The following is an 11,402-nucleotide window of genomic DNA, read 5'->3' on the forward strand; positions in this document are numbered from 1 at the left end:
CACTGGAGAATGGCCGTGGTGGTGACGTACCCCCCGGCGCGGCCCCGGCCCATCCACCGTCTCGTACTCTTGAGCCCGTGCAGGAACTCCACGACGCCCCCCTCGCCCCCCTCACCACCTTCCGCCTTGGCGGCCCCGCCACCCGGCTGGTCACCGCCACCACCGACGCCGAAGTGATCGACGTCGTGCGCGAGGCCGACGCCGACGGCACCCCGCTGTTGATCATCGGCGGTGGATCGAACCTGGTCATCGGGGACAAGGGCTTCGACGGCACCGCGCTCGTCATCGCCACGAAGGGCTTCGAGCTGGACGGCGCCGCGCTCGAGCTGGCCGCCGGCGAGGTCTGGACCGACGCCGTCGCCCGCACCGTGGAAGCCGGCCTCGCCGGCATCGAGTGCCTCGCCGGAATCCCCGGCTCCGCAGGCGCCACGCCGATCCAGAACGTCGGTGCGTACGGCCAGGAGGTCTCCTCGACGATCACCGAGGTGATCGCGTACGACCGGCAGGCAGGCCGGACCGTCGTCATCCCGAACGCCGACTGCGCCTTCTCCTACCGCCACAGCCGCTTCAAGGCCGACCCCGACCGTTACGTCGTCCTGCGCGTCCGCTTCCAGCTGGAGAACGCCGAAGGTCTCTCCGCCCCCATCAAGTACGCCGAGACCGCCCGCGCCCTCGGCGTCGAACCCGGCGACCGCGTACCTCTCGCCGCCGCCCGCGAGACCGTGCTGAAGCTGCGTAGCGGGAAGGGCATGGTCCTGGACGCCGAGGACCACGACACCTGGTCGGCCGGCTCCTTCTTCACCAACCCGATCCTCACCGACGAGCAGTTCACGGCCTTCCACGCGCGCGTGCGCGAGCACCTCGGCGCCGACGTGGAGCCGCCCGCGTACCCGGCGGGGGAGGGGCACACCAAGACCTCCGCGGCCTGGCTCATCGACAAGGCCGGCTTCACCAAGGGCTACGGCACGGGTCCCGCCCGCATCTCCACCAAGCACACCCTCGCCCTCACCAACCGTGGCGCGGCGACCACCGAGGACCTCCTCGCGCTCGCCCGCGAGGTCGTAGCCGGAGTACGCGAGGTCTTCGGCATCACGCTGGTCAACGAGCCGGTGACGGTCGGAGTCAGCCTCTAGCTCCCGGCCGCTCCCGTAGCCGGGGCCCTCAGTAGGCCACCCCCACCCCCTGCTTCACCGTCGCCGGATCCCCCACCATCCCCAGCATCGCGTGCGCCACATCCCCCCGCCCGATGAAGCGCCCCTTGCGAGGAAACCCGCCAACCACCGTCCGGTACCTGCCGGTGAGCGGCTTGTCCTGCAGTCGCGGCGGCCGTACGACCGTCCAGTCCGTGCCGCTGCCGGCCACCTCGGCCTCCATCTCCCGCAGGTCGGCGTATATGTCCTTGAGGACCGCCGACACGACGCCGAGAACGGCACGGTCCAGGAACCCGTCCCCCTCCGGCGCGGGTCCGACCGGCGCGGCGCTGACCACGAGCAGCCGCCGCACCTCCTCGGCCTCCAGGGCCGCCAGCACCGTCCGGGTCAGCCGTGCCGCGATGCCCGCATCCTTGCGCCCGCGGGCACCGAGGCCGGACAGCACGGCGTCCCGTCCGCCGACGGCGGGCCGCAGCGCACCGGGATCGGTCAGATCCGCTCGGAACACCTCCAGACGGTCACCGGTGACGGGGAGACGCGCGGGATCCCGTACGACGGCCGTGACCTCGTGACCGGCGTCCAGGGCCTGGCGGACGATCTCCTTGCCGATACCGCCGGTGGCACCGAGAACGGTGAGTTTCATGAGAGCTCCCGTACACATGAGACAGGTCGTTGAATTGGGTGGGTGAGTATTCACTCACCCACCTCCACCACTAGAGTGAGTAAGTACTCACCCACCCGTCAAGGGCGATTGGACAACCCATGGAGAACAAGCCGACCCGGGTCCGGCTCCTCGACGCCGCCCACGAGCTGATGCTCACGGTCGGGCTGGCTCGGGCGACGACGAAGGAGATCGCGCGGGCGGCGGGATGCTCCGAGGCGGCGCTCTACAAGCACTTCGACAGCAAGGAAGAGCTGTTCATCCGGGTCCTCACCGAGCGCCTGCCCCCACTGCGCCCCCTGCTCAGCAGCCTCGCCGCCGAGCCGGGCCGGCGCTCCCTGGAGGAGAACCTCACCGAGATCGCCCGCCAGGCGGCGCTGTTCTACGAACAGAGCTTCCCGATCGCCGCGTCGCTGTACGCGCAGACCGAGCTCAAGCGGCGACACGACGACGCCATACGGCAGATGGGTTCGGGCCCGCACGTGCCGATCCAGGAACTCGACACCTACCTGCGGGCCGAGCAGGAACTGGGCCGGGTCAGCACGGACACGGACACGTTCGCGGCGGCGTCGCTGCTGATGGGAGCCTGCGCGCAACGCGCGTTCGCCTATGACGCGACGAAGCAGGCCGTACGGCCGCCGGTGGACGAGTTCGCCGCCCGGCTGGCCCGCACGCTGCTGGCCGGTATCGCCGACTGATGCCGGCCATGGAACGAGCGGCCTAGGCGAGCCAGTCGTCCACCCCGGCCAACAGCTTCGCCTTCACCTCGTCCGGCGCCGCCGATCCCCGCACCGACTGCCGCGCCAGTTCCGCCAGTTCCTCGTCCGTGAAGGCGTGGTGGTGGCGGGCGATGTCGTACTGGGCGGCCAGACGCGAGCCGAAGAGCAGGGGGTCGTCGGCGCCCAGTGCCATCGGAACGCCGGCTTCGTACAGCGTCCGCAGCGGGACGTCCTCCGGCTTCTCGTAGACGCCCAGAGCGACGTTCGACGCGGGGCAGACCTCGCACGTCACGCCCCTGTCGGCGAGGCGCTTCAGCAGCCGCGGGTCCTCGGCGGCGCGCACCCCGTGGCCGATCCGGTTCGCGTCCAGGTCGTCCAGGCAGTCACGGACCGAGGACGGGCCGGTCAGCTCGCCGCCGTGCGGTGCCGACAGCAGGCCGCCCTCACGGGCGATGTGGAAGGCACGGTCGAAGTCCCGCGCCATGCCCCGGCGCTCGTCGTTCGACAACCCGAAGCCGACGACGCCCCGGTCGGCGTACCGCACAGCGAGCCGCGCCAGCGTGCGGGCATCCAGGGGATGCTTCATCCGGTTCGCGGCGACCAGGACACGCATCCCGATCCCCGTGTCGCGCGTCGCCGTCTCGACCGCGTCCAGGATGATCTCCAGCGCTGAGATCAGACCGCCCAGCCGGGGTGCGTACGACGTCGGGTCGACCTGGATCTCCAGCCAGCCGGAACCGTCCCTGACGTCCTCCTCCGCAGCTTCTCTGACCAGCCGCTGGATGTCCTCCGGCTGTCGCAGGCACGAGCGCGCGGCGTCGTACAGGCGCTGGAAGCGGAACCAGCCCCGCTCGTCCGTCGCGCGCAGTTTCGGCGACTCCCCGCGGGTCAGCGCGTCGCTCAGCGCCTCGGGCAGGCGCACGCCGTACTTGTCGGCCAGTTCCAGCAGGGTCGCCGGCCGCATCGAGCCGGTGAAGTGCAGGTGCAGATGGGCTTTCGGCAGTTCAGAGACATCACGTACACGCTCCATTCCAGGATCCTGCCGTACGTGTCCGCCGTCCCGGTAGCGGTTTCCCCGTTCGTGGTCTTGCTCGCACAAACAAATGGGTCACCCACGGAAAATGGGTCACCTCCGGAAATCCGGAGGTGACCCATGGGAACGGAAGGCGGACGTCAGTCCCTGGCCTCCGCGAGCAGCTTCTGGATGCGGCTCACGCCCTCGACGAGGTCCTCGTCCCCGAGGGCGTACGACAGTCGCAGATAGCCCGGCGTGCCGAACGCCTCGCCCGGCACCACCGCGACCTCGGCCTCCTCCAGGATCAGCGCGGCCAGCTCGACCGTGTCCTGCGGGCGCTTGCCGCGGATCTCCTTGCCGAGCAGGGCCTTGACCGACGGGTACGCGTAGAAGGCGCCCTCGGGCTCCGGGCAGAGCACGCCGTCGATCTCGTTGAGCATCCGCACGATCGTCTTGCGGCGGCGGTCGAAGGCCTCCCGCATCTTCGCGACCGCGTCCAGGTCACCGGAGACCGCGGCCAGCGCGGCGACCTGGGCGACGTTCGAGACGTTCGACGTGGCGTGCGACTGCAGGTTGGTCGCGGCCTTCACCACGTCCTTCGGGCCGATGATCCAGCCGACCCGCCAGCCCGTCATGGCGTACGTCTTGGCGACACCGTTGACCACGATGCACTTGTCGCGCAGCTCCGGCAGAATCGCGGGCAGCGACACGGACACCGCGTCGCCGTAGACCAGGTGCTCGTAGATCTCGTCCGTCAGCACCCACAGGCCGTGCTCGACGGCCCAGCGGCCGATGGCCTCGGTCTCGGCCTCGCTGTAGACCGCACCCGTCGGGTTGGACGGCGACACGAAGAGGACGACCTTCGTCTTCTCCGTACGGGCCGCCTCCAGCTGCTCCACGGAGACGCGGTAGCCGGTCGTCTCGTCGGCCACGACCTCGACCGGGACCCCGCCAGCGAGACGGATCGACTCCGGGTACGTCGTCCAGTACGGGGCCGGGACGATGACCTCGTCGCCCGGGTCGAGGATCGCGGCGAAGGCCTCGTAGATGGCCTGCTTGCCGCCGTTGGTGATCAGGATCTGCGACACGTCGGGCTCGTAGCCGGAGTCGCGCAGCGTCTTCGCGGCGATCGCGGCCTTCAGCTCGGGCAGACCACCGGCGGGGGTGTAGCGGTGGTACTTCGGGTTCTTGCAGGCCTCGATGGCGGCCTCGACGATGTAGTCCGGGGTCGGGAAGTCGGGCTCACCGGCGCCGAAGCCGATCACCGGACGCCCGGCGGCCTTGAGGGCCTTGGCCTTGGCGTCCACGGCGAGGGTGGCGGACTCGGAGATCGCGCCGACTCGGGCGGAGACCCGGCGCTCGGTCGGATGGGTTGCAGCGCTCATGGGGCCCATCGTTTCAGACAGGAAACGCGCCCGGCACGGGGGTTTCACGGACTGAACATCAGTTGAACAACCGTGCGGATCGCGGCCTCGGCCAGCGGATCTTGTGTTCGGCAACCGGTGATCTTCGGCCGATCTTTCGCCGACCAAGCCCTCCACGGGCACTTTCTGTTCGACGGCGCGCCCAGGACCACGTACACTCTCACCTCGTTGGCCTTCAGCGGTCCGCAGTCGCGGGTGCACACCGAGCACCCGTCCGGATGCGGTACGTTGGGGGACAGACACAAAGGGTCGTAGCTCAATTGGTAGAGCACTGGTCTCCAAAACCAGCGGTTGGGGGTTCAAGTCCCTCCGGCCCTGCTACACACACCTTCGCCAGGATGTGTGCGCATGTACGTACAGCAATGCACCGCCGTGCGGCTCAGACCGGGCGCGGCACGGCCACGACCCGGAATCAGGTGAGGACGAGTGACGGACGCCGTGGGCTCCATCGACATGCCTGATGCCCAGGACGAGGCGCCTGAGTCCAAGAAGACCCGTAAGGGTGGCAAGCGCGCCAAGAAGGGCCCGCTGAAGCGACTCGCGCTCTTCTACCGCCAGATTGTCGCGGAACTCCGCAAGGTTGTCTGGCCGACGCGTAACCAGCTGACGACGTACACCACAGTGGTGATCATCTTCGTCGTCATCATGATCGGTCTCGTGACCGTGATTGACTATGGGCTCGACAACGCCGCCAAGTACGTCTTCGGCTGAGCCAAGAGCGAAGGGCGCCGTGGTTACCGGCGCCCCTTTCGCATGTTCCACCCCTATGTATCCAGGAAGAAGCAGCCACCGTGTCTGACCAGAACCTGAACGACGCCGTCGAGCCGGACGAGTCCGTGGAAGACGAGCTCGACATCGTCGAGGGCGCGGACGAGGACCTGGACGAGGTCGAGGCTGCCGATGCCGAGGCGGGCGAGCCCGCCGAGGAAGCCGCGCTGCACGTCGAGGACGAGGAAGAGGCCCCCGAGGAGGAGGCCGAGCCCGTCGACCCCGTCGCCGCCCTGCGCGAGGAGCTCCGCACGCTGCCCGGCGAGTGGTACGTGATCCACACCTACGCCGGCTACGAGAACCGCGTGAAGACCAACCTGGAGCAGCGCGCCGTCTCGCTGAACGTCGAGGACTACATCTTCCAGGCCGAGGTGCCGCAGGAAGAGGTCGTCCAGATCAAGAACGGCGACCGCAAGACGATCAAGCAGAACAAGCTGCCGGGTTACGTGCTGGTCCGCATGGACCTGACCAACGAGTCCTGGGGCGTCGTCCGCAACACCCCCGGCGTCACCGGCTTCGTGGGCAACGCCTACGACCCGTACCCGCTGACCCTGGACGAGATCGTCAAGATGCTCGCCCCGGAGGCCGAGGAGAAGGCCGCCCGCGAGGCCGCCGAGGCCGAGGGCAAGCCCGCTCCGCAGCGCAAGGTCGAGGTCCAGGTGCTGGACTTCGAGGTCGGCGACTCGGTCACCGTCACCGACGGCCCGTTCGCCACGCTGCAGGCCACGATCAACGAGATCAACGCCGACTCGAAGAAGGTCAAGGGCCTCGTCGAGATCTTCGGCCGCGAGACCCCGGTCGAGCTCAGCTTCGACCAGATCCAGAAGAACTAGCCCCTTCCGGGCTGCTTCGGTTCCTTCAGGACACACCGCTTCCGAGCAGGTCAGATCGGCTCTCGTAGCTGCTCTGACCTGCTCGGTTTTTAGCCGCGCATGGATACCCGTTATCGTTGTGCGGTATGCCTCCATCCGGATGATCCGGACTGGATGGCTGAACACTCTCACTAAGACCCGGAGAGAGAGCACATGCCTCCCAAGAAGAAGAAGGTCACGGGGCTCATCAAGCTCCAGATCCAGGCCGGTGCCGCCAACCCGGCCCCGCCGGTCGGCCCCGCGCTGGGCCAGCACGGCGTCAACATCATGGAGTTCTGCAAGGCCTACAACGCCGCGACCGAGTCGCAGCGCGGTTGGGTCATCCCGGTGGAGATCACGGTCTACGAGGACCGTTCCTTCACCTTCATCACCAAGACTCCGCCGGCCGCCAAGATGATCCTCAAGGCTGCGGGTGTTGAGAAGGGCTCCGGCGAGCCGCACAAGACCAAGGTCGCCAAGATCACCGAGGCGCAGGTCCGCGAGATCGCCACCACCAAGATGCCCGACCTCAACGCCAACGACCTGGACGCCGCCGCGAAGATCATCGCCGGCACCGCCCGTTCCATGGGCATCACGGTCGAGGGCTGACCCCAACCTTCCCAGCAGAAGTGAGTGGCAGGGCCTGCTCGGCCCGGACCACAACTCCTAAGAAACCCAGGAGCAGTAGTGAGCAAGCGCAGCAAGACTCTCCGCGCTGCGGACGCCAAGATCGACCGGGACAAGCTCTACGCCCCGCTCGAGGCCGTCCGTCTCGCCAAGGAGACGTCCGCGACCAAGTTCGACGGCACCGTCGAGGTCGCCTTCCGTCTGGGTGTCGACCCGCGCAAGGCCGACCAGATGGTCCGTGGCACCGTGAACCTTCCGCACGGCACCGGTAAGACCGCCCGGGTCCTGGTCTTCGCGACCGGTGACCGTGCCGAGGCCGCGCGTGCCGCGGGCGCCGACATCGTCGGTGCCGACGAACTGATCGACGAGGTCTCGAAGGGCCGCCTGGACTTCGACGCCGTCGTCGCCACCCCGGACCTCATGGGCAAGGTCGGCCGCCTCGGCCGCGTGCTCGGTCCGCGTGGTCTGATGCCGAACCCGAAGACCGGCACCGTCACCCCCGACGTGGCCAAGGCCGTCACCGAGATCAAGGGCGGCAAGATCGAGTTCCGCGTCGACAAGCACTCGAACCTGCACTTCATCATCGGCAAGGCGTCCTTCGACGACACCAAGCTGGTGGAGAACTACGGCGCCGCGCTGGAGGAGATCCTCCGTCTGAAGCCGTCCGCCGCCAAGGGTCGCTACATCAAGAAGGCCGCCATCACCACCACGATGGGCCCCGGCGTTCCTGTCGACCCGAACCGCACCCGCAACCTCCTCGTCGAGGAGGACCCGGCCGCGGTCTGAGCCATCGGCTCACCAGGCTCGAAACGGGCCCCGCACCCTTCCCGGGTGCGGGGCCCGTCCCTGTCTTCCCGTTTGTCTCGCCTGTTTGTCAGTGCCCTGGGTTAACGTGCATTCACGGGATTCGCGCAGGGGGGACGAATGACGAGCACGAGGGCGCGCCGGTCGGCGTTGGGGGTCACGCTGCTGACCGCGCTGACGGCCCTGCCCGCCTGTACGTCCTCGGACGGCCCCGGCGAGGCGGACCGCACCGCGCCCACCCGCGCCGTGACGGCAGCGCTGCGCACCGTCGAGCGGTCCACCGGCCAGGCCGAGTCCGCCCGCGTCAGGTCCACGACCACCATGGGCTCGGCGCTGTCCATGAAGGCCGACGGCACCCTTGCCTGGAGCGACGGCCTCACCGGGACCCTGACGATCACCTACACCGGCGGCACGGCGGCAGAGGCGATGCGCCGCCTCGGCACCACGTCGATGGAGGCCCGCTACCTCCCCGACGCCTACTACGCGCGCATGGGCGACAAGTTCGCCGAGAAGACCGACGGCAAGCACTGGATCAAGTACGCCTACGACGACCTGGACGACCTCGCCGGCAGCTCCGGTGCCGCTCTCGCGGACCAGATGCGGGCGACCGCGCCGCATACGTCGGTGAAGCTGCTGCTGTCCTCCACCGACGCACGCAAGGTCGGCGAGGAGACGGTGAGCGGCGAGCACACCAGGCACTACTCCGGCACCGTGCAGGGGCAAGGCGTCGCCGAGCAGACCGTCGACATATGGGTCGACGACCGGGACCTGCTGGTCAAGAAGGTCGAGAGGGGCCGGACGGCCACGGGAGCGCTGACCCAGACCGCGTATTACAGCGACTACGGAGTGAAGACCGAGGTCGAGAGACCTGCGGCGGGGGACACGGCGGACCTCAAGGAGCTGCTGAAGGGCTCCGAGCGCCGCTGACTGTTGGCCACTGAGCCCTGACTCACGAGTCGTGAGTCCTGAATTCGAAGACCGTTCCTTGGGGGGGAACCAATGCGGGAATCCACGCGGCTCGGTGTGCGCGCCCTCGTGCCGGGTCGGGTCGTGGGCGTCGGCCTTGCCGCGGTGCTGCTTGCCGGCTGTGGGGCAGGGGTCGGCGCCGAGCCGTCCGCGGGCTCATCGGCCGCCGACGCCGTCGCGCGGGCCGTGGAGAAGACCGAGGGCGTCACATCCCTCAGCTATCGGATCACCGGCCAGTTTCCCGAGCGAGGGCGAATAGCGGACGAGGCGACCGTCCGTACGGCGCAGCCGGTGGCGGCGCGCCTCAGGACGGCCAATCTGAGCGGCGATCAGCAGGGTGAGTCCGAGCTGAGGTTGGTCGACGGGGTGCTGTACGGCAGCGCGACCGGCGACATGGTCCAGGAGATGGGCGGCCGGCACTGGGTCAGCTACGGCCCGAAGGCCAAGTTCACCACGCACGGCGGCCTGCGCATGGATGTCGGCGGTCTGCGCGACCAGGTCAGCCGCAACCCGGCCCGGGAAGCCACCTTCCTGGCAGCCGCCGAGGACGTGAAGCGGATCGGTTCCGAGAAGGTCGGCGGCGCGGGCACCACGCACTACGCGGGGACGGCGACCGTCGACGAGCTCCGCGCCTCCCTGGACGAGGTGAAGGAAGAGACCGCCCGGGAGGGGCGCGAGAACAGCCTCGACCAGTACGAGAAGCTGGGCGTGGACGAGCTCACCCTGGATGTGTGGGTCGACGGCGACGACCACATCAAGCGGCTCCGCACCCAGGGCTTCGGGCGCCACGGCACGCTCGACCTCACCTTCGCCTTCCTCGACCACGGCAAGGCGGTGACGGTCCGCGCGCCACGCGCCGACGACACCGCGGACCTGCGCAAGCCCCTGGAGAAGAACGGGAGCTGAGCACCGTAGGGGCCGATTTGCCTGACGGCGATTGCGTCCCGTACTCTCCTACAGAAGCCAAAGACCGCTGGTCGTTGCCGTGCGCTCGCGAGAGGGTGCGGTGGCCGAAGGATCCGCTGAAAATTGCGGGCGACCCGCGCAGGTGACTGTGGAAGAGCTCCCGGAGTGCGTACGTCCCGTATGTGCCGCCGGTCGAGTCCGCCCCGTGCGCCTGCGCCGGGGCGTTTCGTTTTCCCCAGTCCTCCTTCGGGTCCGCGCGGTCCGAATCACCCGGAAGGAGGCCGAGGCTCATGGCGAGGCCAGACAAGGTCGATGCCGTCGAGGAGATGCGGGACAAGTTCCGCAACTCCAACGGCGCCGTCGTTACCGCGTACACCGGTCTCACCGTGGCGCAGCTCCAGCAGCTGCGTCGTTCACTCGGTGAGAACGCTCAGTACCGTGTGGCGAAGAACACGCTGACCAAGATTGCGGCCAACGAGGCCGGGATCACCACGATCGACGACCTCTTCACGGGTTCGTCGGCCGTCGCCTTCGTGACCGGTGACCCGGTCGAGGCGGCGAAGGGTCTCCGTGACTTCGCCAAGGACAACCCCAACCTCGTCATCAAGGGCGGCGTCCTTGACGGCAAGGCGTTGTCCGCCGATGAGATCAAGAAGCTTGCGGACCTCGAGTCCCGCGAGGTTCTGCTCTCCAAGCTGGCCGGTGCCTTCAAGGCGAAGCAGTCCCAGGCTGCCTCCGTCTTCCAGGCGCTGCCGTCGAAGCTCGTCCGCACCGTGGACGCGCTCCGTGCCAAGCAGGACGAGCAGGGCGGTGCCGAGTAACTCGGCTCGCACACTGGCCCCCGCTGCCTGAACGCGGAGGCCACAGCGGGCCGACGTACGCCCGCCACACCCAGTACACCCGGCACCTGCCGATTTAGTGGAAGGACCGCCATCATGGCGAAGCTCAGCCAGGAAGACCTGCTCGCGCAGTTCGAGGAGATGACCCTCATCGAGCTCTCCGAGTTCGTGAAGGCGTTCGAGGAGAAGTTCGACGTCACCGCCGCCGCTGCCGCGCCGGTCGTCGTCGCCGGTGGTGCCGCTGGTGGCGCCGCCGCCGAGGCCGTCGAGGAGAAGGACGAGTTCGACGTCATCCTCACCGGCGCCGGCGACAAGAAGATCCAGGTCATCAAGGTCGTGCGTGAGCTGACCTCCCTGGGTCTGAAGGAGGCCAAGGACCTCGTGGACGGCGCCCCGAAGCCCGTTCTCGAGAAGGTCGCCAAGGACGCCGCCGAGAAGGCCGCCGAGTCCCTCAAGGGCGCCGGCGCCTCCGTCGAGGTCAAGTAAGACCTTCCCGGTCCTACTGGTCGACCACGACCTTTGCGCCTGCTGAAAGACAGTCCTCCGGGGCTGTAACGCAGTCGCACCGAAGAGCGATCATCCATTCGGGTGGTCGCTCTTCGGCGTTCCTGGGGGCGCGGCCACGGTTGCCTTGCGCCCGCTACGGCGAGGGGTATGGTGATCTTCGTCGT

General features: G+C 68.5%; 13 protein-coding genes and 1 tRNA gene. 11 read left to right on the plus strand and 3 right to left on the minus strand.

The features are described 5' to 3' along the window. The first annotated feature begins 77 nt into the window (after positions 1-77). Positions 78-1,133: a UDP-N-acetylmuramate dehydrogenase gene (locus AB5J55_RS25205; RefSeq protein WP_369272835.1), complete on the plus strand. Its 1,056-nt coding sequence runs from the start codon at positions 78-80 to the stop codon at positions 1,131-1,133. A gap of 28 nt (positions 1,134-1,161) precedes the next feature. Here the strand turns inward: AB5J55_RS25205 and AB5J55_RS25210 are convergent, their stop codons facing one another. After that, on the minus strand, positions 1,162-1,794 hold the full coding sequence (locus AB5J55_RS25210) for an NAD(P)-dependent oxidoreductase (RefSeq protein ID WP_369272836.1): 633 nt from the start codon (positions 1,792-1,794) through the stop codon (positions 1,162-1,164). A 119-nt stretch (positions 1,795-1,913) separates the two neighbouring features. On the opposite strand from AB5J55_RS25210, the gene AB5J55_RS25215 reads away from it, so the two are divergent. Then, positions 1,914-2,510 (plus strand): TetR/AcrR family transcriptional regulator, encoded by a 597-nt coding sequence (locus AB5J55_RS25215; protein WP_369272837.1) that lies wholly within the window; start codon positions 1,914-1,916, stop codon positions 2,508-2,510. Positions 2,511-2,532: 22 nt separating this feature from the next. Here AB5J55_RS25215 and AB5J55_RS25220 read toward each other — a convergent pair whose 3' ends face one another. Both AB5J55_RS25220 and AB5J55_RS25225 read right to left on the minus strand, forming a co-directional pair. Beyond that, a complete protein-coding gene (locus AB5J55_RS25220; RefSeq protein WP_369272838.1) occupies positions 2,533-3,561 on the minus strand; it encodes an adenosine deaminase in 1,029 nt (342 codons plus the stop codon). A 143-nt stretch (positions 3,562-3,704) separates the two neighbouring features. Further along, positions 3,705-4,931, minus strand: coding sequence for a pyridoxal phosphate-dependent aminotransferase (locus AB5J55_RS25225; protein WP_369272839.1), 1,227 nt, complete (start codon positions 4,929-4,931; stop codon positions 3,705-3,707). A 284-nt stretch (positions 4,932-5,215) separates the two neighbouring features. On the opposite strand from AB5J55_RS25225, the gene AB5J55_RS25230 reads away from it, so the two are divergent. The 9 genes from AB5J55_RS25230 (at position 5,216) to rplL (ending at position 11,217) form a co-directional block, all read left to right on the plus strand. Further along, positions 5,216-5,288: transfer RNA gene (locus AB5J55_RS25230), tRNA-Trp, on the plus strand. A 108-nt stretch (positions 5,289-5,396) separates the two neighbouring features. Further along, entirely contained in the window at positions 5,397-5,681 is a 285-nt protein-coding gene (gene secE / locus AB5J55_RS25235; RefSeq protein WP_234761724.1) for a preprotein translocase subunit SecE, read from the plus strand. Between the two features lie 80 nt (positions 5,682-5,761). Further along, entirely contained in the window at positions 5,762-6,571 is an 810-nt protein-coding gene (gene nusG, locus AB5J55_RS25240; protein ID WP_369272840.1) for a transcription termination/antitermination protein NusG, read from the plus strand. 192 nt (positions 6,572-6,763) lie between these two features. Then, the gene (gene rplK / locus AB5J55_RS25245) at positions 6,764-7,198 is read left to right on the plus strand and encodes a 50S ribosomal protein L11 (protein ID WP_028805116.1); all 435 of its coding nucleotides are present in this window, start codon (positions 6,764-6,766) and stop codon (positions 7,196-7,198) included. Between the two features lie 78 nt (positions 7,199-7,276). Then, positions 7,277-8,002 carry a 50S ribosomal protein L1 gene (rplA, locus tag AB5J55_RS25250; RefSeq protein WP_369272841.1) on the plus strand — a complete coding sequence of 242 codons (726 nt, stop codon included), beginning with the start codon at positions 7,277-7,279 and terminating at the stop codon, positions 8,000-8,002. Positions 8,003-8,140: 138 nt separating this feature from the next. Next, positions 8,141-8,947 carry a hypothetical protein gene (locus AB5J55_RS25255; RefSeq protein ID WP_369272842.1) on the plus strand — a complete coding sequence of 269 codons (807 nt, stop codon included), beginning with the start codon at positions 8,141-8,143 and terminating at the stop codon, positions 8,945-8,947. A gap of 72 nt (positions 8,948-9,019) precedes the next feature. Further along, complete coding sequence (locus AB5J55_RS25260; RefSeq protein ID WP_369272843.1) at positions 9,020-9,892, plus strand: hypothetical protein; 873 nt, start codon at positions 9,020-9,022, stop codon at positions 9,890-9,892. 290 nt (positions 9,893-10,182) lie between these two features. Beyond that, on the plus strand, positions 10,183-10,713 hold the full coding sequence (gene rplJ, locus AB5J55_RS25265; RefSeq protein ID WP_031118800.1) for a 50S ribosomal protein L10: 531 nt from the start codon (positions 10,183-10,185) through the stop codon (positions 10,711-10,713). A gap of 114 nt (positions 10,714-10,827) precedes the next feature. Next, positions 10,828-11,217: a 50S ribosomal protein L7/L12 gene (gene rplL, locus AB5J55_RS25270; RefSeq protein ID WP_062706819.1), complete on the plus strand. Its 390-nt coding sequence runs from the start codon at positions 10,828-10,830 to the stop codon at positions 11,215-11,217. Positions 11,218-11,402: the final 185 nt, after the last annotated feature.

It is taken from the genome of Streptomyces sp. R11 (genome assembly GCF_041051905.1).
GTDB lineage: Bacteria > Actinomycetota > Actinomycetes > Streptomycetales > Streptomycetaceae > Streptomyces.

Excerpts from the sequence above, each read along its gene's own strand:
- AB5J55_RS25210 (WP_369272836.1), bottom strand. The coding sequence starts at position 1,794 with ATGAAACTCACCGTTCTCGGTGCCACCGGCGGTATCGGCAAGGAGATC.
- AB5J55_RS25215 (WP_369272837.1), top strand. The coding sequence starts at position 1,914 with ATGGAGAACAAGCCGACCCGGGTCCGGCTCCTCGACGCCGCCCACGAG.
- AB5J55_RS25220 (WP_369272838.1), bottom strand. The coding sequence starts at position 3,561 with ATGGAGCGTGTACGTGATGTCTCTGAACTGCCGAAAGCCCATCTGCAC.
- AB5J55_RS25225 (WP_369272839.1), bottom strand. The coding sequence starts at position 4,931 with ATGAGCGCTGCAACCCATCCGACCGAGCGCCGGGTCTCCGCCCGAGTC.
- rplK (WP_028805116.1), top strand. The coding sequence starts at position 6,764 with ATGCCTCCCAAGAAGAAGAAGGTCACGGGGCTCATCAAGCTCCAGATC.
- AB5J55_RS25255 (WP_369272842.1), top strand. The coding sequence starts at position 8,141 with ATGACGAGCACGAGGGCGCGCCGGTCGGCGTTGGGGGTCACGCTGCTG.
- AB5J55_RS25260 (WP_369272843.1), top strand. The coding sequence starts at position 9,020 with ATGCGGGAATCCACGCGGCTCGGTGTGCGCGCCCTCGTGCCGGGTCGG.
- rplJ (WP_031118800.1), top strand. The coding sequence starts at position 10,183 with ATGGCGAGGCCAGACAAGGTCGATGCCGTCGAGGAGATGCGGGACAAG.
- rplL (WP_062706819.1), top strand. The coding sequence starts at position 10,828 with ATGGCGAAGCTCAGCCAGGAAGACCTGCTCGCGCAGTTCGAGGAGATG.